At 74.9% G+C, this 25,620-nt stretch carries 27 protein-coding genes; 17 read left to right on the forward strand and 10 right to left on the reverse strand.

The window, feature by feature from the left end:
• Window positions 1-31 precede the first annotated feature (31 nt).
• Window positions 32-724 (forward strand): DsbA family oxidoreductase, encoded by a 693-nt coding sequence (locus tag ACI79T_RS01690; RefSeq protein ID WP_456608310.1) that lies wholly within the window; start codon window positions 32-34, stop codon window positions 722-724.
• Here the strand turns inward: ACI79T_RS01690 and ACI79T_RS01695 are convergent.
• The 3 genes from ACI79T_RS01695 to ACI79T_RS01705 all read right to left on the reverse strand — a co-directional run bounded on the left by ACI79T_RS01695 (window position 721) and on the right by ACI79T_RS01705 (window position 2,270).
• Window positions 721-1,683: an NAD(P)H-dependent flavin oxidoreductase gene (locus ACI79T_RS01695; protein ID WP_456608311.1), complete on the reverse strand. Its 963-nt coding sequence runs from the start codon at window positions 1,681-1,683 to the stop codon at window positions 721-723. The two genes, ACI79T_RS01690 and ACI79T_RS01695, sit on opposite strands and share 4 nt — an antisense overlap.
• 31 nt (window positions 1,684-1,714) lie before the next feature.
• Window positions 1,715-1,957: an acyl carrier protein gene (locus tag ACI79T_RS01700; RefSeq protein WP_456608312.1), complete on the reverse strand. Its 243-nt coding sequence runs from the start codon at window positions 1,955-1,957 to the stop codon at window positions 1,715-1,717.
• A gap of 94 nt (window positions 1,958-2,051) precedes the next feature.
• Window positions 2,052-2,270: a hypothetical protein gene (locus tag ACI79T_RS01705; protein WP_456608313.1), complete on the reverse strand. Its 219-nt coding sequence runs from the start codon at window positions 2,268-2,270 to the stop codon at window positions 2,052-2,054.
• Between the two features lie 82 nt (window positions 2,271-2,352).
• Here ACI79T_RS01705 and ACI79T_RS01710 point away from each other — a divergent pair, with 82 nt between their 5' ends.
• Complete coding sequence (locus tag ACI79T_RS01710) at window positions 2,353-2,673, forward strand: ArsR/SmtB family transcription factor (protein ID WP_456608480.1); 321 nt, start codon at window positions 2,353-2,355, stop codon at window positions 2,671-2,673.
• Window positions 2,670-3,185 (forward strand): SRPBCC family protein, encoded by a 516-nt coding sequence (locus tag ACI79T_RS01715; protein ID WP_456608314.1) that lies wholly within the window; start codon window positions 2,670-2,672, stop codon window positions 3,183-3,185. Before ACI79T_RS01710 ends, ACI79T_RS01715 begins: the two co-directional genes overlap by 4 nt.
• Here ACI79T_RS01715 and ACI79T_RS01720 read toward each other — a convergent pair.
• Window positions 3,170-3,370: a hypothetical protein gene (locus ACI79T_RS01720; RefSeq protein WP_456608315.1), complete on the reverse strand. Its 201-nt coding sequence runs from the start codon at window positions 3,368-3,370 to the stop codon at window positions 3,170-3,172. The two genes, ACI79T_RS01715 and ACI79T_RS01720, sit on opposite strands and share 16 nt — an antisense overlap.
• A gap of 233 nt (window positions 3,371-3,603) precedes the next feature.
• Between ACI79T_RS01720 and ACI79T_RS01725 the strand changes: the two genes are divergently transcribed.
• The 4 genes from ACI79T_RS01725 to ACI79T_RS01740 all read left to right on the forward strand — a co-directional run bounded on the left by ACI79T_RS01725 (window position 3,604) and on the right by ACI79T_RS01740 (window position 8,845).
• On the forward strand, window positions 3,604-5,418 hold the full coding sequence (locus tag ACI79T_RS01725) for a phosphoenolpyruvate carboxykinase (GTP) (protein ID WP_456608316.1): 1,815 nt from the start codon (window positions 3,604-3,606) through the stop codon (window positions 5,416-5,418).
• Between the two features lie 264 nt (window positions 5,419-5,682).
• The gene (locus ACI79T_RS01730; protein ID WP_456608317.1) at window positions 5,683-6,897 is read left to right on the forward strand and encodes an MFS transporter; all 1,215 of its coding nucleotides are present in this window, start codon (window positions 5,683-5,685) and stop codon (window positions 6,895-6,897) included.
• Window positions 6,898-6,905: 8 nt separating this feature from the next.
• The gene (locus tag ACI79T_RS01735) at window positions 6,906-8,159 is read left to right on the forward strand and encodes an alpha/beta fold hydrolase (protein WP_456608318.1); all 1,254 of its coding nucleotides are present in this window, start codon (window positions 6,906-6,908) and stop codon (window positions 8,157-8,159) included.
• Window positions 8,156-8,845, forward strand: a complete 690-nt coding sequence (locus ACI79T_RS01740; protein WP_456608319.1) for an acVLRF1 family peptidyl-tRNA hydrolase — start codon at window positions 8,156-8,158, stop codon at window positions 8,843-8,845. The genes ACI79T_RS01735 and ACI79T_RS01740 overlap by 4 nt, the downstream gene beginning before the upstream one ends.
• Before the next feature lie 111 nt (window positions 8,846-8,956).
• Here the strand turns inward: ACI79T_RS01740 and ACI79T_RS01745 are convergent, their stop codons facing one another.
• Window positions 8,957-9,967: a zinc-binding dehydrogenase gene (locus ACI79T_RS01745; protein WP_456608320.1), complete on the reverse strand. Its 1,011-nt coding sequence runs from the start codon at window positions 9,965-9,967 to the stop codon at window positions 8,957-8,959.
• Window positions 9,968-10,046: 79 nt separating this feature from the next.
• On the opposite strand from ACI79T_RS01745, the gene ACI79T_RS01750 reads away from it, so the two are divergent.
• Window positions 10,047-12,131, forward strand: a complete 2,085-nt coding sequence (locus ACI79T_RS01750; protein WP_456608321.1) for a HelD family protein — start codon at window positions 10,047-10,049, stop codon at window positions 12,129-12,131.
• A gap of 111 nt (window positions 12,132-12,242) precedes the next feature.
• A complete protein-coding gene (locus ACI79T_RS01755) occupies window positions 12,243-14,648 on the forward strand; it encodes a penicillin-binding protein (RefSeq protein ID WP_456608322.1) in 2,406 nt (801 codons plus the stop codon).
• On the opposite strand, the gene ACI79T_RS01760 is transcribed toward ACI79T_RS01755, so the two are convergent.
• Window positions 14,592-15,437, reverse strand: coding sequence for a YhjD/YihY/BrkB family envelope integrity protein (locus tag ACI79T_RS01760; protein ID WP_456608323.1), 846 nt, complete (start codon window positions 15,435-15,437; stop codon window positions 14,592-14,594). The genes ACI79T_RS01755 and ACI79T_RS01760 overlap by 57 nt on opposite strands.
• 488 nt (window positions 15,438-15,925) lie before the next feature.
• On the opposite strand from ACI79T_RS01760, the gene ACI79T_RS01765 reads away from it, so the two are divergent.
• The gene (locus tag ACI79T_RS01765) at window positions 15,926-17,023 is read left to right on the forward strand and encodes a C40 family peptidase (protein ID WP_456608324.1); all 1,098 of its coding nucleotides are present in this window, start codon (window positions 15,926-15,928) and stop codon (window positions 17,021-17,023) included.
• Here the strand turns inward: ACI79T_RS01765 and ACI79T_RS01770 are convergent.
• Window positions 16,993-17,553 carry a hypothetical protein gene (locus ACI79T_RS01770; RefSeq protein WP_456608325.1) on the reverse strand — a complete coding sequence of 187 codons (561 nt, stop codon included), beginning with the start codon at window positions 17,551-17,553 and terminating at the stop codon, window positions 16,993-16,995. The two genes, ACI79T_RS01765 and ACI79T_RS01770, sit on opposite strands and share 31 nt — an antisense overlap.
• A gap of 113 nt (window positions 17,554-17,666) precedes the next feature.
• On the opposite strand from ACI79T_RS01770, the gene ACI79T_RS01775 reads away from it, so the two are divergent.
• Together ACI79T_RS01775 and ACI79T_RS01780 are read left to right on the forward strand one after the other, a co-directional pair.
• Window positions 17,667-17,990 (forward strand): DUF3817 domain-containing protein, encoded by a 324-nt coding sequence (locus tag ACI79T_RS01775; RefSeq protein WP_456608326.1) that lies wholly within the window; start codon window positions 17,667-17,669, stop codon window positions 17,988-17,990.
• 34 nt (window positions 17,991-18,024) lie between these two features.
• Window positions 18,025-19,347, forward strand: coding sequence for a serine hydrolase domain-containing protein (locus tag ACI79T_RS01780; protein WP_456608327.1), 1,323 nt, complete (start codon window positions 18,025-18,027; stop codon window positions 19,345-19,347).
• A 331-nt stretch (window positions 19,348-19,678) separates the two neighbouring features.
• Here ACI79T_RS01780 and ACI79T_RS01785 read toward each other — a convergent pair whose 3' ends face one another.
• Together ACI79T_RS01785 and ACI79T_RS01790 are read right to left on the reverse strand one after the other, a co-directional pair.
• Window positions 19,679-19,975, reverse strand: coding sequence for a pyridoxamine 5'-phosphate oxidase family protein (locus ACI79T_RS01785; protein WP_456608328.1), 297 nt, complete (start codon window positions 19,973-19,975; stop codon window positions 19,679-19,681).
• A 24-nt stretch (window positions 19,976-19,999) separates the two neighbouring features.
• Window positions 20,000-20,518: a hypothetical protein gene (locus ACI79T_RS01790; RefSeq protein ID WP_456608329.1), complete on the reverse strand. Its 519-nt coding sequence runs from the start codon at window positions 20,516-20,518 to the stop codon at window positions 20,000-20,002.
• 107 nt (window positions 20,519-20,625) lie between these two features.
• Between ACI79T_RS01790 and ACI79T_RS01795 the strand changes: the two genes are divergently transcribed.
• Window positions 20,626-20,877: a DUF3253 domain-containing protein gene (locus ACI79T_RS01795; RefSeq protein ID WP_456608330.1), complete on the forward strand. Its 252-nt coding sequence runs from the start codon at window positions 20,626-20,628 to the stop codon at window positions 20,875-20,877.
• Here ACI79T_RS01795 and ACI79T_RS01800 read toward each other — a convergent pair.
• On the reverse strand, window positions 20,874-21,347 hold the full coding sequence (locus ACI79T_RS01800; RefSeq protein ID WP_456608331.1) for an Lrp/AsnC family transcriptional regulator: 474 nt from the start codon (window positions 21,345-21,347) through the stop codon (window positions 20,874-20,876). The two genes, ACI79T_RS01795 and ACI79T_RS01800, sit on opposite strands and share 4 nt — an antisense overlap.
• Before the next feature lie 216 nt (window positions 21,348-21,563).
• Here ACI79T_RS01800 and pdhA point away from each other — a divergent pair, with 216 nt between their 5' ends.
• Genes pdhA through ACI79T_RS01820 form a run of 4 tightly spaced genes read left to right on the forward strand, consistent with a single transcriptional unit; the run spans window position 21,564 to window position 25,619 of the window.
• The gene (pdhA, locus tag ACI79T_RS01805) at window positions 21,564-22,706 is read left to right on the forward strand and encodes a pyruvate dehydrogenase (acetyl-transferring) E1 component subunit alpha (RefSeq protein WP_456608332.1); all 1,143 of its coding nucleotides are present in this window, start codon (window positions 21,564-21,566) and stop codon (window positions 22,704-22,706) included.
• Complete coding sequence (locus ACI79T_RS01810; protein ID WP_456608333.1) at window positions 22,703-23,680, forward strand: alpha-ketoacid dehydrogenase subunit beta; 978 nt, start codon at window positions 22,703-22,705, stop codon at window positions 23,678-23,680. Before pdhA ends, ACI79T_RS01810 begins: the two co-directional genes overlap by 4 nt.
• Window positions 23,681-23,683: 3 nt before the next feature.
• Window positions 23,684-25,213 carry a dihydrolipoamide acetyltransferase family protein gene (locus ACI79T_RS01815; protein ID WP_456608334.1) on the forward strand — a complete coding sequence of 510 codons (1,530 nt, stop codon included), beginning with the start codon at window positions 23,684-23,686 and terminating at the stop codon, window positions 25,211-25,213.
• 34 nt (window positions 25,214-25,247) lie between these two features.
• Window positions 25,248-25,619, forward strand: a complete 372-nt coding sequence (locus ACI79T_RS01820) for a hypothetical protein (RefSeq protein ID WP_456608335.1) — start codon at window positions 25,248-25,250, stop codon at window positions 25,617-25,619.
• Window position 25,620: the final 1 nt, after the last annotated feature.

Below are 25,620 nucleotides of genomic sequence, written 5' to 3' on the forward strand. Positions count from 1 at the left end.
TCGTTGAAGAGGCAACGACGTTGGGCCGGGCATGCAGGTAGAGGTCTGGTCCGACGTCGTCTGTCCGTGGTGCTACATCGGCAAGCGTCGCCTGGAGGCCGCGCTGGAGGGGTTCCCGCACCGGGACCAGGTCGAGGTCGTCTGGCGGTCCTTCCAGCTCGACCCGTCGGTCCCCGAGGGCGAGACGCACCCGACGCTCCCCGCCCTGGCGCGCAAGTACGGCACCGACGTCGAGTCGATGCGCGCGAACATGGCCCGCGTCGAGCAGGTCGCCGCCGACGAGGGCCTGGAGTACCACCTGGCCGACGCGGTCAGCGGCAACACCCTGCCGGCGCACGAGCTGCTGCACCTGGCCGCCGAGCACGGGAAGCGCAACGAGCTCAAGGAGCTCCTGCTGCACGCCTACTTCGAGGAGGGGCGGCCGGTCTTCGACGTCGACTCGCTGGTGCCCTTCGCCGTCGAGGTGGGCCTGGACGAGGCCGAGGTCCGCGAGGCGCTGGGTGACCGGCGCTACCTCGCCGCGGTCCGGGAGGACGGCGCGACCGCGCAGGCGCTCGGCGCCACCGGTGTCCCGTTCTTCGTGGTCGACCGCAAGTACGGCGCCGCCGGCGCCCAGCCGGCCGAGCTGCTGCGGCAGCTGCTGGAGCGCGCCTGGGCCGATGCCCACCCGCTGGTGACCGTCCCCGCCGCCGACGGCTGCGACGGCGACAACTGCGCGGTCTAGCCCAGTAGGCCGGCCACCCGGCGCAGTGCCTGCTCGGCGCTCGCGCCGAGGTCGCGGACGACGTCGGTGGCCGAGCGCTCCTCGGTGACCAGCCCGACCGACTCGCCGGCGTAGACCGGCGCCTGTTCCAGGTCGTCGGTCCGCCGGGCGTCGACCACCCGCTGCCTGGCGGCGTCGTCCCGGGCGAGCTCGTCCTCCCGGCCGTGCCAGGTCCGGCTGAAGTCGTTGGCCAGCGCGCGGCCGGGCCAGCGCTCCGGCCAGGCCAGTCCCTGGGCGACGTCGAACGACCGCGTCAGCACGGTGTCCTCACCGACGGCGGCGCGCACCCGCGCGCGGGCGGTCGGGGAGTTGAGTCCCTCGGGACAGGACAGCAGCGGCGTGCCGATCCAGACGCCGGCGGCGCCTGCGGCCAGGACGGCGGCCATGCCTGCCCCGGTGGCGATCCCACCGGCCGCGAGGACCGGGCGGTCGGTGAGCGCGAGCACCTCCTGCAGCAGCGGGAGGGTGGCCCGGTGCCCGGTGTGCCCGCCGGCCTCGCTGCCCTGCGCGACGACGACGTCGACCCCCGCGGCCAGCGCACGGTGCACGTCGGCCACGGTGTTGACCTGCGCCGCGACGGCGACGCCCGCATCGTGCAGGCGCGGGACCCAGGGCGCCGGGTCGCCGAACGAGATGGAGACCAGGCCCGGGCTCGCGTCGATCGTGGCCTCGAGCAGGTCGGGCCGGTCGGAGAGCGCCCAGGCCATCAGCCCGACGCCGAACGGCAGGGCGTCGGCGCGGGGGATCGCGCACTGCTCGGCGAGGAAGGACGCCGACGACGTGCTGCCGACGCCGATCATGCCCAGGCCGCCGCCGAGGGAGACGGCCCGCGCGAGCGCGCCCCCGGCTACGCCGGCCATCGGGGCGCCGACGACCGGGGTGGAGAGGCCGAACCGGCGGGTCAGCGGGGTCGTGAGCACGCGCCCATCCTCCCGCCGACCCGCCGTGGCGTCACTGGGTCGCCGGACCCCCCTGCGACGTGCCCTGGAGCCGGCCCAGGAACTCGTGGCAGCGCCTGGCGCGGGCGGAGTCCTGCTCCATGACCTCGCGGAAGAACGCCGCGACGTCGTCCAGGCCCGCGTTCTCGGCGTCCCGGACGTACTGGCCGTAGTCGTGCCCGGCCTTGAGCGAGTGGTACTGGACGGAGACGAGGTCGTAGAAGACGTCCTCGAAGCCGGTTTCACCGGTTGCCATCGGTCCTCCTCGGTCGTGCGGGTTCGGACGTCCCGGTCAGTGCCCCACGGCGCCCGGGGTCGAAACGGACCGATCCGTCACGGGCGACGGCGACTCAGGTCGAGGACTCGTCGGAGAAGGCGCCGCCCGTGACGTCGCTGCCGCCGGCCTCGTCCTCGAGGGTCGCGCTCGTGGGCAGTTCGTCCTCGCCGGCGGCCACCGGGTCGTCGGCGGCGGAGGCGAGGTCCTCGCCCTCGCCCAGCGCGCCGGGATCGGCCTGCAGGGTGCGCGGGTCGTTGAGCGGGTCGGGGACGTCGGGATCGGTGACGGACATGCGCCCCTCCTATCCGTCGTTCCCGCGCGCCAACCCCTCGTCCGATGCGTAACCCCTGTGTTACGCATGCCGGGTGGAGGCGATGCAGGCGCTCGGCGACCCGACCCGGCGGGCCCTGCTCGACCTGCTCGCGGGAGGTGAGCTGCCCGCCGGGGAGCTGGCCGACCGGTTCCCCGTCAGCCGCCCGGCGATCAGCCGGCACCTCCGGGTGCTGCGCGAGGCGGGGCTGGTCCGGGTCCGCAGCGACGGGCGGCAGCGGCTGTACGCGCTCGACCCCGGGCCACTGCGGGAGATCGACGACTGGCTGGAGCGCTACCGCGACCTGTGGGCGCACCGGCTGGACGCCCTGGACACCGAGATCGCCCGCGGCCGGCGGGCACGGAGCGATGGAGGAGCGACATGAACCCGCGGAGCGAGGACGTGGACACCCGGCGCGGCACCGTCACCACCGAGCCGGACGGCCGGCGGCGGCTGGAGTTCCGCCGCAGCTGGCCCGACCCGATCGACGACGTCTGGGCCGCCCTCACCGCGCCCGACCGGCTGGCCCGCTGGATCGGCACGTACGAGGGCGAGCGGACCGTCGGCGGCACCGGCACGTTCACCATGACCCACGAGCAGGAGCAGATCGGCGAACCGATGACGATCCGCGAGTGCGATCCGCCGCACCGGCTGGTGGTCGAGTGGACGCAGCAGGAGACCGAGGACTGGTCCGTCGTCCTCGACCTGCGGGCCGAGGACGGGCGGACCCATCTCCGCTTCACCCAGGTCTTCCCGGCCGGCACCGACGTCGTCGACTTCGCCATGGGCTGGCACTGGTACCTGGACAAGCTCGACGCCGAGGTGAGCGGGCACCCGGTGCCCGGCGAGTGGGACGCCTTCCTCGCCGAGATCGGCCCTGCCTACGGCCGGGGCTGACGACGGGCCAGCGCGGCCATCGCCACCGTGCCCGCGAGGCCGAGCACCACGATCGACGTCTCCACCGGGTCGAAGCCGGCGGGCGGCGGCCGGTGCCGGCACAGCCGTTCGGAGAGGTATCCGCCGACCATCCCCGTGCCGATCAGGCGGAGCACCTGCCGCGCCCGGTCGTCCGCCGGCCCCACCCCTTCCGGTGCGGCGGATCCCGGAGGATGCTCGACCCCTGCGCCGGGCGCTCTGCCAGGGGCTTTCGACCTGAGGGGAAGACGTCCTAGACGTAACATCTCTCACGGTTACATCGGTGCGAAGTCTCGGTAACCTCACCTGATCCGGCGCGTTGCACCAGCGACGACACCGGGTAGACCGCACCACCGCCGGTGCAGGACTCCGCCCCGGCTACGCAGAGGATGGAGACGCCGTGACCACCGTGGCCACCCCAGGTCTGGAGAACGCCCCCACCACGCACGCCCGCCTCCTGGCGTGGGTGCGGGAGATGGCCGAGCTGACGACCCCGGACGAGGTGGTCTGGGTCGACGGCACCGACGAGGAGTGGGAGCGGCTCACCCAGAAGCTCGTCGCCGCCGGCACCTTCACGCCCCTGGCGAAGAAGCCCAACTCGTTCTGGTGCGCCTCCGACCCCAGCGACGTCGCCCGCGTCGAGGACCGCACCTACATCTGCTCGGTCGACGAGGCCGACGCGGGGCCCACCAACAACTGGATGGCCCCGGACGAGATGAAGTCGGTCATGACCGAGCTGTACCGGGGGTGCATGCGCGGCCGGACGATGTACGTCATCCCGTTCTGCATGGGCCCGGTCGAGGCCGAGAACCCGATGTTCGGCGTCGAGCTCACCGACTCGGAGTACGTCGTCGTCTCCATGCGCGTCATGGCGCGCATCGGCAGCCGCATCCTCGAGGCCATGGGCACCGACCGCCCGTTCGTGCCGGCGATGCACTCCCTCGGTGCCCCGCTCGAGGACGGCCAGGCCGACGTCCCGTGGCCGTGCAGCGACACCAAGTACATCGTGCACTTCCCCGAGGAGCGGGCCATCTGGTCCTACGGCTCCGGGTACGGCGGCAACGCGCTGCTGGGCAAGAAGTGCTACTCGCTGCGCATCGCCTCGGTCATGGCCCGCGACGAGGGCTGGCTGGCCGAGCACATGCTGATCCTCAAGCTCACCAACCCGCAGCAGAAGGTCTACTACGTGGCGGGCGCCTTCCCGTCCGCCTGCGGCAAGACGAACCTGGCGATGCTCGAGCCGACCATCCCCGGCTGGAAGGTCGAGACGATCGGCGACGACATCGCCTGGATGCGCTTCGGCGAGGACGGCCGGCTCTACGCCATCAACCCCGAGTTCGGCCTCTTCGGCGTCGCGCCCGGCACCGGGTGGGACACCAACCCGAACGCCATGCGCACCATCGACAACGGCAACTCGGTCTTCACCAACGTCGCCCTCACCGACGACGGCGACGTCTGGTGGGAGGGCATGACCGACGACGCCCCCGCCCACCTGACCGACTGGAAGGGCCGGGACTGGACGCCGGAGTCCGACGAGCTCTCGTCGCACCCGAACTCGCGGTTCTGCACCCCGATCACCCAGTGCCCGATCCTGGCGCCGGAGTACACCGACCCGAAGGGCGTGCCGATCTCGGCGATCCTCTTCGGTGGCCGCCGCAAGACCACCATCCCGCTGGTCAGCGAGGCCCGGGACTGGAACCACGGCGTCTTCATGGGGGCCACGCTCTCCTCGGAGACCACCGCCGCCGCCACCGGCGCCGTCGGCGTCGTCCGCCGCGACCCGTTCGCCATGCTGCCGTTCATCGGCTACAACGCCGGTGACTACTTCGGCCACTGGGTGAACACCGGCAAGCAGCACGACGCCAGCAAGCTGCCGAAGATCTTCTACGTGAACTGGTTCCGTCGCGACGAGGACGGCGGCTTCCTGTGGCCGGGCTTCGGCGAGAACAGCCGGGTGCTGAAGTGGGTCATCGAGCGCCTCGAGGGCACCGCGGCCGCCGTCGAGACGCCGGTCGGCCACGTGCCGACCGCCGACTCCCTCGACGTCTCCGGCCTGGACATGACGCCCGAGCAGGTCGAGCAGGCCCTCGCCGTCAAGCCCGAGGAGTGGCGCGAGGAGATCCCGCAGATCACCGAGTGGTTCGAGAAGTTCGGTGACAAGCTGCCCAGCACCATGTGGGACGAGCTGGAGATCCTGAAGAGCCGTCTCGCGTAGGACGCACGACCCGGGGGCCCGGACCGCAGCTGCGGTCCGGGCCCCTCGTCGTCCGTGGCCCGTCCCCGCTGCTCCCTGATGATCAGGAGACCTGATCGTTCGGGGTCCTGGCTCACCACCGATGCTGAGCCAGGACCCTGAACGATCAGCTGACCTGATCGTTGCGGCGGGTGGCTGGCTGCCGGTACGCCCTCACAGCGTGTCGGCCCGGGGTCGGTTAGCGTGGCGGGCGCCCCTTCCCTGTCTGTGGAGGCATCCCCGCTCGTGGCCAATCCGTACCTGCAGGTGCTGCGGACCCCGCACGCCCTGCCGATGGTGCTCGCCGCCTTCATCGGCCGGCTGCCCCTCTCGATGGTCGGGCTCGGCTCCGTGCTGCTGGTGGCGTCCGAGACGGGTTCCTACGGCCTCGGCGGCGCCGTGGCCGCCGTCGGTGCCGTGACGACGGCGATCGCCGGGCCGTTGCTGGGCCGGTGGGCCGACACGCACGGCCAGCGCCGGGTGCTGCTGCCGGTGCTGGCGGTCTTCGTCGCCGCGGGGGTGGTCTTCCTCTTCTCCGTCCGCGAGGCCTGGCCGCTCTGGATCGTCTTCGCCTCCGCCGGGCTGGCCGGGGCCTGCATCCCGCCGGTGTCCTCGATGATCCGCGTCCGCTGGACCCACCTGCTGCGCGGGAGCCACCGGCTGCCCACGGCGCTGGCGCTGGAGTCCGTCGTCGACGAGTTCGTCTTCATCGTCGGCCCGGTGCTGGTCACGTTCCTCTCGACGACCGGGCACGCCACCTCCGGCGTGGTCACCGCGTTCACCCTCGCCACCGTGGGCAGCCTCCTGTTCGCCGCCCAGCGCCGCACCGAGCCCGAGCCGCACGGGCACGCCAGCCGCCAGGGACCGTCGGCGATCCGGACCAGGGGACTGCGCGTGCTGTTCGTCGTCGGCGCGGCGGTGGGCGCCATCCTCGGCACGCTGGAGATCGCGCTGGTCGCGTTCGCCGACGAGCAGGGCGCCAAGGCGCTGTCCGGCGTGCTCATCGCGGGCCTCGCCGTGGGCTCGATGCTCAGCGGCATCGGATGGGGTGTCGTGCACTGGCGGGTGCCCCTGCGGCTGCGGCTCGCCGTGGCCCTGGCCGTGCTCACCGTGCTCACCGTGCCGCTGATGCTGGTCCGCGACGTCTGGCTGATGGTGCCGTTCGTGGTCGTCGCCGGGATCGCCGTCTCGCCGTCGCTGATCAGCTCCTTCACCCTCGCCGAGCTGCTGGTGCCGCGGGCCGCGGTCACCGAGGCCTTCACCTGGATCGGCACGGCCCTGGGGCTGGGCGTGGCGCTGGGTGCCTCGGTCGCCGGGAAGCTCGTCGACGTGCACGGCGCGAACACCGCGTTCGTGGTCGCCACGATCTCCGCCGCGGTCGCCGCCGTCGTCGTCGCCGCCTTCCAGCGGCTGTTGCACGTCCCCGCCGAGCACGTGGCCGAGCCCGCGCTCGCCGGCTGACGCCGACCGTGCACGAGTACACGATCCCGGGCGCGCGCGTGCGCGACCGGTCGGTGACCGTGCCGCTGCGCTGGGGCTCGGACGACGGCGCGGCGATCTCCGTCTTCGTCCGGGAGCTGGTCCACCCCGACAAGCGCGCCGACGACCTCCCGCTGCTGCTCTTCCTCCAGGGCGGCCCCGGCGGGAAGTCGCCCCGTCCCACCCGCGGCGGCTGGGTCGACCGCGCGTTGCGCGAGTTCCGCGTGGTGCTGCTCGACCAGCGGGGCACCGGGCGCAGCTCCCGGGTCACCGGCGCGACGATCAGCCGTCTCCCCGATGACGCCTCGGCCGCCGCCCACCTGCTCGCCTTCCGCGCGGACTCGATCGTGGCCGATGCCGAGCACGTGCGGGCCACCCTCTACGGCGGCCGGTCCTGGACCACCCTGGGCCAGAGCTACGGCGGCTTCGTCACGCTGACCTACCTGTCGCAGGCGCCGGAGGGGCTGCAGCGGTGCCTGGTCACCGGCGGGCTGGCCGGCCTGCACGCCGACGGCCGGGAGGTCTACCGGCGCACCTACCCCCGGGTCGCCGCGAAGACCCGGCGGTTCTACGACCGCTACCCCGGCGACGTCGCGCGGATCGCCGCCGTCGCCGACCGGCTGGAAGCGGAGCCCGCGACCCTGCCCGACGGCGACCGGCTCTCCGTCCGCCGGCTGCAGACCGTCGGCCAGGCGCTGGGCACCCGGGACGGCGCGGAGGAGCTGCACTGGCTGTTCGAGGAGGCCCTCGACGACGACGGCGGGCTCTCGGACACCTTCCTCGACCAGGTCGCCCGTCGGACCGCCTACTGGGACAACCCGCTCTACGCGGCGCTGCACGAGAGCATCTACGCGCAGGGGCCGGGCCCGATCGGCTGGGCGGCCGAGGACGAGCGCGGCCCGGAGTTCGACGGAGCCCGCCGCCCGCTGCCGTTCACCGGCGAGATGATCTACCCCTGGATGTTCGAGGAGATCGCCTCGCTGCGGCCGTTCGGCCCGGCCGCGCAGGCGCTGGCCGAGGTCGAGGAGTTCCCCGCGCTCTACGACCCCGCGCGACTGGCCGCCAACGAGGTGCCGGTCGACGCCGCCGTCTACTTCGACGACATGTACGTCGACGCCGGGCTGTCGCTGGCGACCGCCGAGGAGGTCGGCAACGTGCGCACCTGGGTGACCAACGAGCACGAGCACGACGGCCTCCGGGTCGGGAACGTGCTGGACCGGCTGCTGACCCTGCGGTCCCGGTGACCCGTCCCCGGCCGGCCGCCGGCGGTGGGCGGCAGCTGGGGGTGGCCCCGGAGCGGCTGGGCCGCTGGCTGGACGGCGTCGCCACCCGGCACGGCGCGTTCACCGAGGTGGAGCCGGTCGACGACGGGCTGCGGATCACCTGCGCCGACACCACCACCGTCGTGCTGCGCGCCCCGTTCGGCTGGACGCCCGAGACCCCGCTCCTGAGCAGCTTCACCGCCGCCGCCGGGCGACCCCGGCGGGCCGCGGTGCTGCTGGTCCGCCGCGGCCGGTGGGCGGTCGGGGTCTTCGACGGCGACCAGCTGGTCGTCTCGAAGGTCGACGCCCGGCAGGTGCAGGGCCGGACGGCGGCCGGCGGCTGGTCGCAGCAGCGGTTCGCCCGCCGCCGCGCCCACCAGACCGACGCCGTCGTCGGGCACGCGGTGGAGACCGCCGTACGGGTCCTGCTGCCGCACGCCGACGCGGTGGTGGCGCTGTTCACCGGGGGCGACCGGGGCCTGGCCGACGAGGTGCTGGCCGATCCCCGGCTGCGCCCCCTGGCCGCCGTGCGCCGCGAGCCGGCCCTGGACGTGGGGGAGCCGACCAAGGCGGTGCTGCTGGAGACGCCGAAGCAGTTCCGCGCCGTCCAGGTGCTGATCAGGGAGCCGCATGAGCGCGGCCAGGAGTCGCCCCCGCCCGCGGGTTGAGCCGGGCCACGGTACGTCGAGCCGCGTGCGCACGCGGTTCGACGTCACCTGGAGCGGCTCGACGTGGTCGGGACGGCTCCTGGCCGCGGTGTCGTCCGGAGGACGACAGAGTCATGGCGTGATCACCAGGCGAATGGGGTCGCCCTCCTTGTTGGCCAGCCGCTCGACGCCCTCGGCGGCGTCGGCGAGCGGCAGGGTGCCGGAGATGGAGCGGCTCAGGTCCAGGCGGTGGTGCCGGATGAGATTCACCAGCTCGACCACGTGGGCGGGCTCGGAGCCGTAGTGGCCGAGGATCCGCTGGCCGAAGTAGCTGAACTGGGTGCCGTTGCGGATCTCCAGCGGCTGGTCGGTGAGGCCGACCAGCACGAGGGCGCCGTCGCGCTCCAGGCAGCGCACCGCCTGCTCGCGCACGGGCGCGACGCCGGCGAAGTCGAAGGCGACGGCCAGCCCGGCGCCGCCGGTCAGCTCGCGGACGCGGGTGGCGATGTCCTCGGAGGGGTCCAGCGCGAGGTCCGCGCCGAAGTCCAGCGCCCGCTGCCGGGCGGCCGGCACCGGGTCGACGGCGACGATCGGGGCGGCCCCGGCCAGGCGCAGCAGCTGCACCGCGTGCGCGCCGAGCCCGCCGATGCCCCAGACGCCGACGGGCTGGGCGGCCCGCACCTGCGCCGTCCGCACGATCGAGGCCCACGGCGTGGACACCGCGTCGGGCACGATGCAGGCCTGCTCCAGCGGCAGGTCGTCGGGGATCGGGACGACCGTCTCCGCGGTCGCCAGCGCGTACTCCGCCCAGCCGCCGTCGTAGTCGACGCCGCGGGTGTGCACCCAGCCGCCCTTCTCCTCCCCGGCCTGCAGCAGCACCCGCTGCCCCTCCGCCCATCCGGTCACGCCGGCGCCCAGCTCGGCGACGGTGCCGGCCACCTCGTGGCCCAGCGTCACCTCGTCGCCGGCGAGGAAGAGCGGGGAGAGCTGGCCCTCGATGAGGTGGACGTCGGAGAGGCAGATGCCGGCCGCGGCGACCTTGATCAGGACCTCGCCGGGCCCCGGCGCCGGCTTCGGTACCTCCTTCACCACGAACTCACGGGTGCGCACGTTCAGCCGGCCGGCCAGCATCGAGTCAGGCATTCCCCCATCCAACGCGGTGCCCGGGCTGCCGACGACCGGGGGCCCCGAGGGCCCGTTCCTGGCGTAACGTCCTCCGACCGTGTCTCTCTCCGCGACCCCCGAGACCACCGCCCCCGATCCCGTCCCCGCAGATCCCGTGCTGGCCGCCGAGCGCGCCCACCTGGGCCGGGCGGCCGACTGCCTGGCGCAGATGCGCGTCGCCGCATCCGCCGTCACCGACGCCGGCGTCGACTCCTGGGCCTCCGAGCGCCTCGGCGCCGCCCGCGCCGAGCGGCTGGCCGCCCTGGCCGCCGACCCCGGCGTCCCGCCGTTCTTCGGCCGTACCGACTCGCTGCCGGCCGACGGCGCCCGCGAGATCTTCCACATCGGCCGCCGACACGTGCGCGACGCCGCGGGCGACCCGGTCGTCATCGACTGGCGGGCGCCGATGAGCCGGCCGTTCTACCAGGCCAACGCCGCCGATCCGCAGGGCGTGGCGCGGCGCCGCCGGTTCGGGTTCTCCGGCGGGGAGCTCACCGGGTACGAGGACGAGCTGCTCGCCGAGCCGGGCACCGGGCATCCCGGCGAGCTGCTGCGCGCGGAGATCGAGCGCCCGCGCAGCGGCCCGATGCGGGACATCGTCGCCACCATCCAGCCGGACCAGGACGACATCGTCCGCGCCCCGCTGGCCGACTCGATCTGCGTCCAGGGCGCGCCGGGCACGGGGAAGACCGCCGTCGGCCTGCACCGGGCGGCCTACCTGCTCTACACGCACGGCGGGCAGCTGGCGCGCACCGGCGTCCTGGTCGTCGGGCCCAACCGGGCGTTCCTGCGCTACATCGAGCAGGTGCTGCCCACCCTCGGCGAGGCCGACGTCGCGCAGACGACGGTGGCCGAGCTGACCGCCCGGGTGCCGGTGCGGGCCGAGGGCCGTCCGGAGGTCGCGACGCTCAAGGGTGACGCCCGGCTCGCCGAGGTGCTGCGCCGGGCGCTCTGGGGCGAGATCGCCAAGCCGGCCGACGACGTGCTGGTGCCCCTGGCCGGACGCCGGTACCGGGTGCCGGTCGAGCGGCTCAAGCGGGCCGTCGACGACCTGCGCCGCCGGGGCAGGGGGACCGACGACCAGCAGCTGCTGCACTACGCCGCCGGCCGGGAGCAGCTGGCGATGCTGCTGGCCTCCGACGCGCGCCGGCAGAAGGAGGAGGCCGGCGGCAGTCCCTCCGACGGCGAGGTCCGGCGGGCCGCCCGCAGCCCCGAGGTTCGGGAGTTCTGCGACCGGGTGTGGCCGGCCCGGGACGCCGCCGGGCTGCTGTTCCGGCTGTGGAGCGAGCCCGACCGGCTGGCCCGCGCTGCCCGGGGGATCCTGGACGACGCGGAGCAGGCCCTGCTGCGCTGGCCGGCCACGCCCCGGTCGGTGCGCACCGCCCCGTGGACGGCGGCCGACGCCGTGCTGGCCGACGAGCTCGCCGGGCTGCTCGAGCGCACCCCCGGCCACGGGCACGTGGTCGTCGACGAGGCCCAGGACCTCTCACCCATGCAGTGCCGGGCGATCGCCCGCCGGCTGGGCGCCGGATCGCTCACCGTGCTCGGGGACCTGGCGCAGGGCACCAGTCCCTGGTCGCCGGACGACTGGGCCCGCACGCTGGCCGACCTGGGGCGGCCGGACGCCGGCGTCACCCCGCTCACCCGGGGCTACCGGGTGCCGGCCGAGGTGCTCGACTTCGCCAACCGGCTGCTGCCGGTGATCGCCCCCGGGCTGCCGCCGGCCACCGCGGTCCGGTCCGAGCCCGACGCGCTCGCGCTGCGGCCGGTCTCCACGTTCGCTGCGCCGCTGCTGGAGGTGGTCGGTGCGCTCACCGCGGTCCCCGGCTCGATCGGCATCGTCTGCGCCGACGCGGCGGTGGCCGGGGTGACCGGCCTGCTGACCGGCGCCGGCATCGACGCGGCGGAGCTCACCGACGACGGGACCGGCACCGCCGCGGTCGCGGTCGTCCCCGCCACGCTGGCCAAGGGGCTGGAGTTCGACGCGGTGGTCGTCGTCGACCCGGCGGCGATCGTGGCTGCCGAGCCGCGCGGGCTGCACCGGCTCTACGTCGTCCTGACCCGGGCGGTCAGCACCCTGGTGGTCCTCCACCGCGACGACCTGCCGGCCCCGCTGCTCCGGGACGCCGGGCACCCCGTGTGACGGGCGGGTCCCGGGAGGCGGACGGGACGGTTCCGGTTGCGGCCCCGCCGCGCGGATGGTTGTGCGAGTCGATCTTCCCTGCTGAGCTGCGCATTCAGCCGGAGGAGGATTATGGAGTCGCGCACGGGCACCGGCCGCACCCTGCTCACCCTGGCGGGCGCCGTCCTGCTGGCGGGGGCGCTGTTGGCCGGGCTGCTGGCGCCGTGGATCGGCGGGCCGGCGCTGGCCGCCCGGCAGTCCACCGGCCTGCTCGGCGACCCCCCGGAGGAGTTCTCCGTCGAGGTGCCGGCCCGCAACAGCGTCATGCTGGCGGCCGACGGTGAGGTGATCACCTCCTTCTACGACGAGAACCGGGCGCCGGTCACGACCGACGAGATCGCCGAGGTCATGCGGCAGGCGCTGATCGCCGTCGAGGACGCCCGCTTCTTCGACCACGGCGGGCTCGACGTGCAGGGCACCGTGCGCGCGCTGGTCACGAACATCGCCGCCGGCGAGGTCGAGGAGGGCGGCTCCACGCTCACCCAGCAGCTGGTCAAGCAGACCCTGCTGCAGGCCGCCGGCACGCAGGAGGAGCGGGACGCGGCCACGGAGAAGACCTTCGGCCGCAAGCTGCGCGAGGCCCGGCTCGCCCTGGCGATGGAGAGCGCCTACAGCAAGGACGAGCTGCTCACCCGCTACCTCAACATCGTCTACTTCGGGCGGAACGCCTACGGCGTCCAGCCCGCGGCCCAGGCGTTCTTCGGCGTGGACGCCGCGGAGCTGACCCTGACGCAGGCGGCCCTGCTGGCCGGCCTGGTGCAGAGCCCCTTCGACCACGACCCGTTCACCGATCCCGAGGGCGCCGCCGTCCGGCGCAGCCAGGTGCTGGCCCGCATGGCCGACCAGGGCTACATCACGCCGGAGCAGCAGGCCGAGGCCTCGGCCGCCCCGCTCGGGCTCGCCCCCGCTCCCGCCCCGCGCCGCGGCTGCATCGAGGCGACGGTGGGCGCCTACGTCTGCGACTTCGTCCAGACCTACCTGGAGCGCGAGTACGGCATCACGCAGGAGGACCTGGACCGCAACGGCTACGTCGTCCAGACCACGCTGGACCCGGAGCTGCAGCGCGCCGGCGACGCGGCGGTGCTCGCGACCGAGCCGCTGGAGAGCTCGCTGGCGGCGACCTTCACCGCGGTCGAGCCGGGCACCGGTCACCTGCTGGCGATGAGCGTCAACCGGGTCTTCGGCCACGACGAGACCGACCGCACCCAGGAGTCGTTCAACCTCAACGCCGCGCCCAGCCGCGGCGCCGGGTCCACCTACAAGGTGTTCGTGGCCGCCGCCGCGCTGGCCCGCGGGTACTCCACGGAGTACACGCTCACCACCCCCAGCCGGTACGTCTCCCGGGTCTACGAGGAGGGCGACGGCTTCTACGACGTCCGGAACTCCGGCACCTACCGGTCCACGCTCGACCTGACGACGGCGCTCTACCAGTCCTCCAACACCTATTTCCTCGCGCTCGAGGACGCCCTCGGCAGCGTCGAGGAGCCGGTGCGGATGGCCGAGCGGATGGGCCTGTACGAGCACGGGCCCGGCGGGCTCGCCCAGCGGACCATCGACGAGGACAACGGCTCGTTCGCCTTCGGGCCGGAGGCCACCAGCCCGCTGGGCCTGGCGAGCGCCTACTCGACGCTGGCGGCCGGCGGCACGCAGTGCGACGTCGTCCCGGTCACCGGCCTGCTGGACCGTGACGGGGAGCCCGTCCTGGGCGACGACGGCGAGCCGCTCGTCGACGGCGACCGCTGCACGCCCGAGGCCATCCCGGCCGGGGTCGCGAACACGCTCAACCAGATGCTGCGCAAGGACGTCGAGCCGGGCTACGGCGGGCAGACCGGCTGGCGCGCCTACGTGCCGGGGCACCAGATCGCGGGCAAGACGGGCACCACGCAGGAGAACGTCTCCGTCGCCTTCGTCGGCTACACGCCGGAGATCGCCGCCGGCGTCATGGTCTTCAACCCCAAGGAGAAGGAGGACGTCGGCGGCTTCGGCGGCGGCAAGGGCGCGACCATCTGGCACGACGCCATGGCGCCGATCCTGACCGCGCGCGGCAGCAGCGACTTCCCGCCGGCCGACCCCGCGGTGGTCCGCGGCAACACGGTTCCGGTGCCCGGCTGCGCCTCGCCCGCCGACTGCCAGGACGTGCTGAGCGGGGCCGGCTTCCTGGACACGGTGGTGCGGGTGGACAGCGAGCTCGCCGAGGGCCAGCTCGTGGGCACGAGCCCGCCCGCGGGCGGGCGTGCGGTGCCCGGCCAGGTCGTCGCGATCCTCGTCAGCAACGGCTCCCGGTACGTGCCGCCCCCGCCGGTCCCGGTCCCGGTTCCCGTCCCCGTGGCGCCTCCGCCGGTGGCCCCGCCACCGGTGGTGCCGGAGCCCGCGCCGGATCCCGGCCCGGAGCCGGGCCCCGTCGCGCCCGAGGACCCCGGCCTAGCGGAGGTCCGGACCTGGATCGAGGGCCTGCCCACCTGGCCGCGCCCGCGCTGACCGGCCGCGCCACCGCTCGTCCAGCGACTGGGTGACCAGCCAGCCGAGCAGGACCACCAGGTGGAGGGCGAACAGCCAGAGCCCGACCGCCACCACCCCGCCGACGACGTCGAGCCCGCCGAACGGTGCGCCGAGGTCCAGCGGCAGGGCCAGGAACAGCACGAAGCCCTGCAGGAAGCCCGACAGGCACGCCGCGGTGAACAGCGCGCCCGCCACGAGCGCCGGCCACCCCACCCGGCCCCCGCCGACGACGCGGAAGCCCCACGCCAGCGGGACGGTGAGCGCCACCAGCACCGTGTAGTAACCGACGGCCACCTGCCCGGCGGTGGCGGCGACGCCCCCGCGATCGGCCAGGTCCGCCATGAGCGAGGCAGCCAGCAGCAGCGGGTAGAGCAGGACCGGCGCGAGCAGGAGGAGGGGGAGGGCGCCCAGCCGGCCGCGCCAGCCGGTCATCCCCTCGTGCCGGGTCCCGAAGCGGAGCAGGGCCCGTCTCAGCCCCTCGCCGTACAACGACATGGGCAGCAGGGCGAGCAGGGCGCCGAGGGGGTCCAGGCCGACGCCGGCGTCCACCAGCCGGAGCACGGCCGCCGGTGCGCCTAGCTCGTCGGGAAGGAGGTCACCGAGCCGCATTCCCAGCTCCTCGACCCGCGCCGGGGAGGTGAGCCAGGCCGTCAGGCCGAACGCCAGCACCAGGAGCGGCACGATCGCGATGCCGGCGTAGAAGGTGAGCCCGGCGGCGATGAGGGCCAGGTCGCGGCCGCGCAGCCGGGACTTGACGCCGGGGAGCACGCCGGTGACCAGGGTCCGCAGCCGGCGGGGTCGCGTCCGGGTCGAGTCCTCCGCCGTCCGGCCGCGGGGTGGCGCCCCCTTCACCACGCCGGCGGCGGCAGGGGCCTGCGGAGATCCATCCCTCCGTAGTGGTCCCGCCGTCGGGTGCCGAAACCGGGTGCGGCCCGGGTTCCGGGCAGGGGACGCGGCCCGGCGGCGGGTGGCGTGGCCGCTGCGCCGGCCGGGGCGCGTGTGCACCGTGAGCCGGAAGGCAGGGTCGAACTACACGAATGTGGTTCGGGCCGTTGTCACGAAGCGGTCACGGCCCCTACGGTGAGTGTGCCCGCCGGGGCTTTCCGTCACCACCCCCGTGACACCCGCCGGGCGCCGTCGAGCCGGACACCCGCGCACGCGTGGAGTGACGGACCGATCCTCCCGGACCGTGGCCGTGTGCCGTCGTGGCCGGGCCGGTAGGCGGCCCGCGAGAGAGAACGGAGAGCCGCCGCACCATGGCGACCCCCCTGCGCACGTCCACCCGCCGCCGCACCGCGCGGCGGGCCGGTCTCGCCCTCGCCGGCACCATCGGCCTGCTCTTCACCGCGGTCCCCGCATCGGCGCAGCCGGGCGATCCGGCCTCGTCGGCCGAGGCGGCGCAGCTCGTGGCCGAGCGCGGGCACCAGCTCGAGATCGTCACCGAGCGGTTCAACGAGGCGCAGGACGCCCTGGCCGCCCAGCAGGCCACCGCGGTCGCCGCGGCTGCCGAGCTCGAGAAGGCGACCGCCGACCTCGCCCGGGCGCAGGAGGCGGTGCGCGGCATCGCGCGCAGCGCCTTCACCGGGGAGACCCTCGGGTCGTTCCAGGCGATGCTGACCAGCAGCTCGGCCGACGAGTTCGTCAACCGGGTGGCCACGCTGGAGACGATCGCCGGGCACCAGAGCGGCCTGCTCGAGGTCGCGGCCCGCGCGAACGTGGCCGCCGCCCAGGCCCAGGCCACCGCGCAGCAGTCCGCCGCCGAGGCGCAGGCGACCTACGACGGCCTGGCCGGCCAGCAGGCCGACCTGGAGAAGCAGGTCGCCGAGTTCCGGGCGCAGTACGAGCAGCTCACCGCGGCGGAGCGGCAGGCCGCCGCGGCTGCCGCGGCCGCTGCGCACGCCGAGGAGGGGCACGCCGCAGAGGAGTCCGCCGCCGAGCCGCGCGCCAGCCGCAGCGACCGCGCCGCCCCCGCGCCGTCGGCGCCGGTCGTGGCGAGCAGCAGCGCCGCCCAGGTCGCCGTCGACACGGCGATGGCGCAGCGGGGCAAGCCCTACGTGTGGGCCGCCTCCGGCCCCGGCGCCTTCGACTGCTCGGGCCTGACCTCCTACGCCTACCGCGCCGCCGGGATCAGCCTCCCGCGCGCCAGCCGCAACCAGGCCGCTGTCGGCCAGGCCATCTCCCGCGACCAGCTGCAGCCCGGCGACCTGGTGTTCTTCTACAGCCCGATCAGCCACGTCGGCATCTACATCGGCAACGGGCAGATGGTGCACGCGCCCACGTCCGGCGACGTGGTGAAGGTGGCGAGCATCGACTCGATGGGCGGCTACAACGGGGCGCGGCGCATCGCCGGCTGATCGTCCCGGGTGACCTGCTGGAGCAGGCCCCACACGAACACCGCCCGGGTGCCGCCCGGCAGGCGGACCTCCCAGCGGGTCACCACACCGGCACCGCGGGCGCCGGGCAGGCCGACGACGTCGTCGAGCACGTGCTCCCACACCAGCAGGCGACGAGCCGTGGCCGGCGGGACCGGGGACCCGGGCGCCCGGACGAGGTGCTCGTTGTAGACGGCTCCGCCCGGCCCGCTGAGCACCTCCCACCACAGGTCCGGCCACAGCGGCAGGGGCCAGCGGCGCACCTGGACGTCGAGGTCGCCGAACCGCCGGTCCTCCAGCTCCTCGGGCGGCCCGAGGACGGCCGAGCGCAGCGCCAGCCCGCGCGGCGCCCGCCGCGAGTGCTGCAGCGCCTGCCAGCGGGTGTGCGCGGCGTGGGCCTCCGCCCGGGTCGCGCCCAGCCGGGGGAGCGCTGCGGCGGTGAGGTCGGGTCGCACGTCGGCCATCCGGCGCAGCAGGACCAGGCAGAACTCCCGACGGGCCAGTCCGCGCACGACGTCGACCCTGCCAGGTGGCTCCCTGCTGCGAAGGTCACACCCGCCGCGGGGATCGCGCGCGCGGCCCGGTCGTTGACGACCGGAGAGCCCCGCCGACCCGAGGACGTCCGTTGACCCCGCGCACCGTCGCCACCGCCTTCCGCATCGTCGCCGTCGCCGAGGCGATCACCTGGATCGGCCTGCTGGCCGGGATGTTCGTGAAGTGGGTGCTGCAGACCTCCGAGCTGGGCGTCCAGGTGTTCGGGCCCATCCACGGCGGGGTCTTCGTCGTCTACGTCCTGGTGGCCCTCGTCGCCGCCCGCGTGCTGCGCTGGTCGGCGGCCACCACGGTGCTCGCGCTCGTTGCATCGGTGCCGCCGCTGGCCACGGTCTGGTTCGAGCGACGGGCCACCCGCTCCGGCGAGCTGCCCGCGCGCGGGGCGCTGACCGCCTGACCTCCGGGCGGGGCGGCTCGCTACGGTCCCCGTCATGCCCGAGCCCGTCCTGCCCAGCACCGCCCGCCTCCTGCTGGCGCGCACCGCCCGCGTCCAGCGCGACGGCCGCGCCCCCAGCCTGGTCGCCGGCGTGGTCCGCGACGGGGCGCTGGCCTGGTCGGCCGGCCGCGGCGCGGTGGCCGAACCGCACACCGACGTCCAGTACCGGCTGGGCTCGATCAGCAAGACGGTGACGGCGGTGGTCGTGATGCGGCTGCGCGACGAGGGCCGGCTGCGGCTCGACGACCCGCTGGAGCAGCACCTGCCGGGGACGCCGTTCGGTGACCGCACCGTCGGCCAGCTGCTCTCCCACCTCGCCGGCGCCTCCGCGGAGAGCCCCGGCGGCTGGTGGGAGCGCACCCCGGGCGGCACCCTCGACGAGCTCGGCATGACGGGCAGCGACGTCGTCCTGGGGGCGGCCCGCCGGTTCCACTACTCCAACCTGGGCTTCGGGCTGCTGGGCGAGCTCGTCGCCCGGCAGCGCGGCCGCAGCTGGGAGGAGGCGGTGACCGCGGAGGTGCTGGCGCCGCTGGGCATGGACCGCACCACGCCGCGGCCGGTCGCCCCGGCGGCCGAGGGCTGGGCGGTGCACCCGTGGGCCGACGTCGTCCTGCCCGAGCCCGAGCACCACGCCGGGGTCATGGCCGCCGCCGGGCAGCTGTGGGCGTCCCTGGCCGACCTCGGGCGCTTCGCCGCCTTCCTGCTGGGGGACACCGCCGGCGTGCTCGACCCGGCGACGCTCGAGGAGATGACCGTGCCCGCGGGCGTCGACTCCTCGGCGCCCGGCTGGTCGGCCTACGGGCTCGGCGTGCAGGTGGTGCGGGTCGACGGCCGGACCCTCGTCGGGCACGGCGGCTCGATGCCCGGGTTCCTCGCCGGGGTCTTCGTCGACCGCGAGGAGCAGACCGGCGCGGTGTCGCTGGCCAACGCGACCAGCGGCGTCGACCCGCTGGTCTTCGGGCTGCTCGCCGACCTGCGCGGCGCCGAGCCGCGGATCGTCGAGCCGTGGGCGCCCGCGCCGTCGCCGCTGCCGCTGGCGAGCCTCGGCGTCTGGTTCTGGGGGCCGTCCCCCTACCTGCTCCGCGCCGTCGCCGGCGGCCTGCTGCACCTGGGCCCGCTGCCCGGCCGCAGCGGGCGGGCCAGCCGGTTCACCCGGCGCGACGACGGCACGTGGCTGGGCCTGGACGGCTACTTCGCCGGCGAGACGCTGCGGATCGCCGCCGACCACCTGGACCTGGACACGTTCGTCTTCACCCGCACCCCCTACGACCCGGACGCCCCCGTGCCCGGCGGGGTGGACGAGGGCGGCTGGCGCTGACCCGGGGTCAGGCCGAGGGGTACAGGCCGGCCGAGTAGGTCGCGGTGGAGCAGTAGTCCTCCAGGTCCTCGAGCCGCTCGTCGCGGCGCTCCAGCGGGTGCGCGATCCGGGCCCGGGACGGGACGGCGTCGGGCCGCCGGCTCGCGTCGTCCCACAGCTGCGAGCGGAGGAAGGCCGTGCCGCAGTGGTGGAAGCCTGCTCGACGTCGACCACCACGGCCGGGACCGGCCGGTGGCCCTTGACGACCATCCGGTCCAGCAGCGCGGGGTCGGTGACCAGCCGGGCCGGCCGTTGATCCGCAGGGTGTCGGTGCGGCCGGGGAGCAGGTGGATCAGGCCGACGTGCGGTGGGGGATGTTCTTCTGGTACCCGTCGGTCCGCCGGTTGCCCGCCCGCTCGGGCAGCGCGATGGTGCGGTCGTCCAGGACCAGGGTGAACCCGGGCGGGTCGCCCTTGGGGGAGACGTCGCAGCTGCCGTCCGCGGCGCTGGTCGCGACCAGGCAGAACGGGGAGGCGGCCAGCCAGTCGCGGTCGACGTCGGCGAGCGCCGTCCGCTCCTTCGCCAGGGCGGCGGGCGCCGGTTCCCCGAGCAGCGACCGGAGCTCGTCCTCGCTGGTGATCTGGTGCACGGGGGCATCCTGCCCCGCCGTCGGTCAGGGGCGGTCGAAGGCGTCGATGGTGAACTTGGTGACCACGCCGTAGACCAGGTGCGGCACCAGGTCGCTGAGCCAGTCGGCCGCCGACCAGGTGCGGGGGTCGGTGACGCCGAGCGCCGTCATGGGCCCGTTGGCCGCGACCATCGCGCCCAGCCCGGTGAGCAGGATCCCGACCGGCTTCGCCGAGAGCAGGCCCGACGCGCGGGCCAGCCCGCCGACCACGCCCACGCCGACACCGGCCACCAGACCGGTCATCGGGCCGAGCCCCTGCACCCGGTTGCGGCGCGTCTCGTCGTCGCCGGGGATGGGCACGTGCGCAGTCTCCGCCAGCCGCTCCACGGTCCGCTCCGGCGTCGAGCTGCTGCCCCGCCCGCGCACGACCATGTCCAGGTAGGTGACGGCGTTGAGCGCGGTGGTCCCCGCGGCGCCGGCCGCCGCGCCGCGCACCGCCCACCCGAGGGTGCTGATCCCGCGTTTGCCCTTGCCCGTACGTCCCAGTGGGGTCCGCTTCGCCATGCGCGGCCCGGTACCCGCCGTGCGGCGGCCACACCCACCGGTCGCGGGCAGGTTCGCGGCGACGGGTCCCGCTGGCGGGTCCGGTCCGCTCCGCCCACGCTGGGCCGGTGGACGACGTCGGCGCCGAGCTGGAGCGCACCATCGCCGAGCTGCTCGCGCGACGTCGTCCGGAGGCGTCGATCTGCCCCTCGGAGGCCGCGCGCACGGTCGACCCCGCGGGCTGGCGCGAGCTGATGCCCGAGGCGCGCAGCGCGGCGGGCCGGCTCGCGGACGCGGGGGCCGTCGAGGTGACCCAGGGCGGCGAGGTGGTCGACGTCCGGACCGCCCGGGGGCCCGTGCGGATCCGCCGGCCCCGCTAGCCGGTCCCGGCGGCCCGGTCCAGCAGCGGGGCGGTGCGGCGCTCGACGAAGCGGCGCATCGCCAGCGCGGTGTCCACCCGCTGGACGCCGGCGATCGCCAGGACGGCCTCGGTGATCCGCCAGAGGTGGTCGGCGTCGGTGGCCACCACGTGCACGAGGAGGTCGGTGGCCCCGGACAATCCGGTCACCTCCAGGACCTCCGGCAGGCCGGCCAGGGCGTCGCTGACCTCGCCCAGCCCCCGCTGGGCCACCTGCACCGACATGTACGCCGCGAGGCGGTAGCCGAGCGCCTCGGGCCGCACCCGCTGGTCCAGCGGGGCGAGGACGCCGTTGCCCTCCAGTCGGGCCAGCCGGGTCTGCACGGTGTTGCGCGCGAGCCCGAGCCGCTGGGACAGCGCCATCACGCTGGCCCGGGGGTCCTCCGTGAGCGCGCGCAGCAACCGTGCGTCCGTGGCGTCGATCTCCGGCATGCTGCGCAGTCTGGCAGGTGTCGGCCACGATCGGGTGGCGATCTGCACAGTCGTCCGTCCGACCCCTGCGCAGATCGCCACGGATCAGGGCTGGTCCTCGCCGGGTCTGCCGTGCCAGGATGTGTGAGTGCCGCCACACCCGGCGGCCGGAACGTCCAGCACCACCGCGCCGCCGGTGACCCCGGTGGCGGTGGCCGACGGCGAGGAGTGCGACCCGTGACAGCGTTGCCGGAGACCACGGAGATGGTCGACCCCGTCCCGGGGGCCGCCGCGCCCCACCTGCCGAACCGCTCCGACCTGGTGCAGCTGCTGACGCCGGAGGGCGAGCGGGTCGAGCACCCGGACTACTCGCTCGAGATCGGCCACGACGAGCTGCGCGCCCTGTACCGCGACCTGGTCCTGGTCCGCCGCTGGGACGTGGAGGCGACCGCGCTGCAGCGGCAGGGCGAGCTGGGCATCTGGGCCTCGCTGCTGGGCCAGGAGGCTGCCCAGATCGGAGCCGGCCGGGCGATGGCCGTCTCGGACATGGCCTTCCCGACCTACCGCGAGCACGGCGTCGCCTGGACCCGCGGCGTCGACCCGTTGCACGTGATCAGCCTGTTCCGGGGCGTGGACAACGGCGGCTGGGACCCGGTGGACACCGGCTTCAACCTCTACACCGTCGTCATCGGCGCGCAGACCCTGCACGCCACCGGCTACGCGATGGGCCTGCAGCGCGACGGCGCCGAGAACGCGGCGCTGGCCTTCCTCGGCGACGGTGCGACCAGCCAGGGCGAGGTCAACGAGGCGATGATCTGGGCGGCCAGCTTCTCGGCCCCCGTCGTCTTCTTCTGCCAGAACAACCAGTACGCGATCAGCGTGCCGCTGGAGCGGCAGTCGCGGGTGCCGCTGTACCAGCGGGCCGCCGGGTTCGGCTTCCCCGGCGTCCGGGTCGACGGCAACGACGTCCTCGCCGTCCTGGCCGTGACGCGGGCGGCCCTCGCGGCCGCCCGGGAGGGGCAGGGCCCGACCTTCATCGAGGCCTTCACCTACCGGATGGGCGCGCACACCACCTCCGACGACCCCACCCGCTACCGGCTGGCCAGCGAGCTGGAGGAGTGGAAGCTGCGGGACCCGATCGCCCGGCTCAAGGCCCACCTGTCGCGCAGCTCGATCGCCGACGCCGCGTTCTTCGACTCCGTGGAGGCCGAGGCCGACGAGCTGGCCGCGCGGATCCGCAGCGGCACCGTCGACATGCCCGATCCGGCGCCGACGGAGATGTTCGACCACGTCTACGCCGAGCAGACCCCGCAGCTGGCGCAGCAGCGGGCCGACTTCGTCGCCTACCAGGCCAGCTTCGAGGGGGGAGTCGAGCGATGACCCAGACGCTCACGATCGGCAAGGCGCTCAACCTCGGCCTGCGCAAGGCGATGGAGGACGACGCGAAGGTCGTGCTCATGGGCGAGGACATCGGCAAGCTCGGCGGGGTCTTCCGGATCACCGACGGCCTGCAGAAGGACTTCGGCGAGGCGCGCGTGGTCGACACCCCGCTCGCCGAGGCCGGCATCCTCGGCACCGCCGTCGGCCTGGCCATGCGCGGCTACCGGCCGGTCTGCGAGATCCAGTTCGACGGGTTCGTCTTCCCCGCCTACAACCAGATCGTCACCCAGGTGGCCAAGATGCACGCCCGCTCCAAGGGCCGGCTGCCGATGCCGATCGTCATCCGCATCCCGTTCGGCGGCGGCATCGGTGCGGTGGAGCACCACAGCGAGAGCCCCGAGGCCTACTTCGCGCACACCGCGGGGCTCAAGGTCGTCGCGGTCAGCAACCCGGTGGACGCCTACTGGGGCATCCAGCAGGCCATCGCCGCCCCGGACCCGATCGTCTTCCTCGAGCCCAAGCGCCGGTACTGGGAGAAGGCCGAGGTCGACGTCGACGCCACGCCCGATCCGCTGTTCGCCTCGCGGGTGGTCCGCGGCGGGGACGACGTCACCCTGCTCGCCTACGGCCCGATGGTGAAGACGGCGCTGCAGGCGGCCGAGGCCGTGGCGGACGAGGGGCGGTCGGTGGAGGTCGTCGACCTGCGCACCGTCTCCCCGCTGGACCTGGAGCCGGTGTTCGAGTCGGTGCGGCGCACCGGGCGCTGCGTGGTCGTCCACGAGGCGCCGGTGACCCTGGGCCTGGGCGCGGAGATCGCCGCCCGGGTGACCGAGACCTGCTTCCACTCCCTGGAGGCGCCGGTGCTGCGGGTGGGGGGCTACGACACCCCGTACCCGCCGTCGAAGCTCGAGGAGGAGTACCTCCCCGACCTCGACCGGGTGCTGGACGCCGTCGACCGCGCGATGGAGTTCTGAGCCATGCCGCAGAGCGCCACCCTCCGCCAGTTCAAGCTCCCCGACGTCGGTGAGGGGCTCACCGAGGGCGAGATCCTCCAGTGGCTGGTCGCCGTCGGCGACACCGTCACGGTCAACCAGCCGCTGTGCGAGGTGGAGACCGCCAAGGCGGCCGTCGAGCTGCCCTCGCCGTTCGCCGGCACCGTCGTCGAGCTGCTGCACGAGGCCGGGACCATGGTCGACGTCGGCACGCCGATCATCACGATCGACACCGGTGGGGGAGACGCCGGTGGCGGGGCGCCGGCCGCCGAGCCGGCCGACGACGGTGGAGCGGCCGGTGCCGGCGACGCCGAGCCCACCGCCGGGCTGATCGGCGGCACCGCGCCGGGCGGCCGGACGGCGGTGCTGGTCGGCTACGGCCCGCGCACCACCGAGGCGCGGCGCCGGCCACGGCGTTCGGGCGCCGCCGCCGCGGCCCGCGCGACCGCGCTGCCCGGCGCCGACTACGGCTCCGGCGGCACCGACCGCCCGCCGCTGCCCACCGACGACGGCCCGCCGCTGCTCGCCACCGCCCCGGACATGCGCAGCAAGCCGGTGCGGCACGGTGGCCTCGAGGTCGGCCGGCAGGCCGAGCTGACGGCCCTCCGCGAGGACGCCGCACCCGCCCGCGGGACGCAGCCGGGCCGCCGTGGCCCGCGCCCGCTGGCCAAGCCGCCGGTGCGCAAGTACGCCAAGGACCTCGGGGTGGACCTGGCGACGGTCAGCGGCTCGGGTACCGACGGCTGCATCACCCGGGCCGACGTCGACGCCGCCGTCGCCGCCCGTTCCGCCCCTGCGGCGGAGCCGGCCGGTACCGGCGCGGAGCAGCGGATCCCGGTCAAGGGCGTGCGCAAGGCGACCGCCGCGGCGATGGTGGCCAGCGCCTTCACCGCGCCGCACGTCACCGAGTTCCTGACCGTGGACGTCACCCGGATGATGAAGCTGCGCGGTCGGCTCGCCGCCCGGCCGGAGTTCGCCGGGGTCAAGGTCAGCCCACTGCTGTTCGTCGCCAAGGCCGTGCTGCTCGCGGCGCGGCGCCACCCCATGGTGAACAGCTCCTGGGACGAGGCGGCACAGGAGATCGTCGTCCACGGGCAGGTCAACCTCGGCATCGCCGCGGCGACGCCGCGGGGGCTGATCGTGCCCAACATCCGGGACGCCGGCCGGCTGAGCCTGCCCGAGCTCGCCGCGGCCCTGGGGGAGCTGACCGAGACGGCCCGCGCCGGGCGCACCGCCCCGGCCGACATGAGCGGGGGCACCCTCACGATCACCAACGTCGGCGTCTTCGGCGTCGACACCGGCACGCCGATCCTCAACCCGGGGGAGGCCGCGATCCTCGCGTTCGGGGCGGTCCGGGAGATGCCGTGGGTGCACAAGGGGAAGATCCGGGTCCGGCAGGTCACCCAGCTCGCGCTCTCGTTCGACCACCGCATCGTCGACGGCGAGCTGGGGTCGAGGTTCCTGGCCGACGTCGGCGCGCTGCTGCACGATCCGGGGAGCGCCCTGGCCTACTGACGGCGCACACCCCTGACCGGCGAGGAGCCCGCCCGTGGATCGTCGTACGAGAGCGCTCGTCGCCCTGCTGCTGTTCGTCGTCCTCACCGGCGTGGCGATCGGCGTGAGCGGCGCGCGGCCGGCCCTGGACCAGGGGACGGCCCCGTGGCTGCTGCAGGTGCTCGGCTACCTGTGCGCGATCGCGGGCGGCGTCCTCCTGGCCGGGGACGCCGGCCGCGACCGGCAGCTCGGGCTCGTGGTGCTCGCCGCCACGGCGGTCATGGCCGTCGTCGACGCGCTGACGGCGAGCGACGTCGGGGCGAACATCGGCGCCGGTCTGGTGCGGCTGATCTGCCTCGCCGTGGTGGGGGTCGCGACGGCGCGGCTGGCCGTCGGCGTGGCCGCGGACCGGCGGGCCGGGCCCTAGC

This window comes from Blastococcus sp. SYSU DS0619 (assembly GCF_054051035.1).

Coding starts and splice junctions, on each gene's coding strand:
- ACI79T_RS01690 (WP_456608310.1), top strand. CDS start 32: ATGCAGGTAGAGGTCTGGTCCGACGTCGTCTGTCCGTGGTGCTACATC.
- ACI79T_RS01700 (WP_456608312.1), bottom strand. CDS start 1,957: ATGGCAACCGGTGAAACCGGCTTCGAGGACGTCTTCTACGACCTCGTC.
- ACI79T_RS01705 (WP_456608313.1), bottom strand. CDS start 2,270: ATGTCCGTCACCGATCCCGACGTCCCCGACCCGCTCAACGACCCGCGC.
- ACI79T_RS01710 (WP_456608480.1), top strand. CDS start 2,353: ATGCAGGCGCTCGGCGACCCGACCCGGCGGGCCCTGCTCGACCTGCTC.
- ACI79T_RS01715 (WP_456608314.1), top strand. CDS start 2,670: ATGAACCCGCGGAGCGAGGACGTGGACACCCGGCGCGGCACCGTCACC.
- ACI79T_RS01745 (WP_456608320.1), bottom strand. CDS start 9,967: ATGCCTGACTCGATGCTGGCCGGCCGGCTGAACGTGCGCACCCGTGAG.
- ACI79T_RS01755 (WP_456608322.1), top strand. CDS start 12,243: ATGGAGTCGCGCACGGGCACCGGCCGCACCCTGCTCACCCTGGCGGGC.
- ACI79T_RS01765 (WP_456608324.1), top strand. CDS start 15,926: ATGGCGACCCCCCTGCGCACGTCCACCCGCCGCCGCACCGCGCGGCGG.
- ACI79T_RS01780 (WP_456608327.1), top strand. CDS start 18,025: ATGCCCGAGCCCGTCCTGCCCAGCACCGCCCGCCTCCTGCTGGCGCGC.
- ACI79T_RS01790 (WP_456608329.1), bottom strand. CDS start 20,518: ATGGCGAAGCGGACCCCACTGGGACGTACGGGCAAGGGCAAACGCGGG.
- ACI79T_RS01800 (WP_456608331.1), bottom strand. CDS start 21,347: ATGCCGGAGATCGACGCCACGGACGCACGGTTGCTGCGCGCGCTCACG.
- ACI79T_RS01810 (WP_456608333.1), top strand. CDS start 22,703: ATGACCCAGACGCTCACGATCGGCAAGGCGCTCAACCTCGGCCTGCGC.
- ACI79T_RS01815 (WP_456608334.1), top strand. CDS start 23,684: ATGCCGCAGAGCGCCACCCTCCGCCAGTTCAAGCTCCCCGACGTCGGT.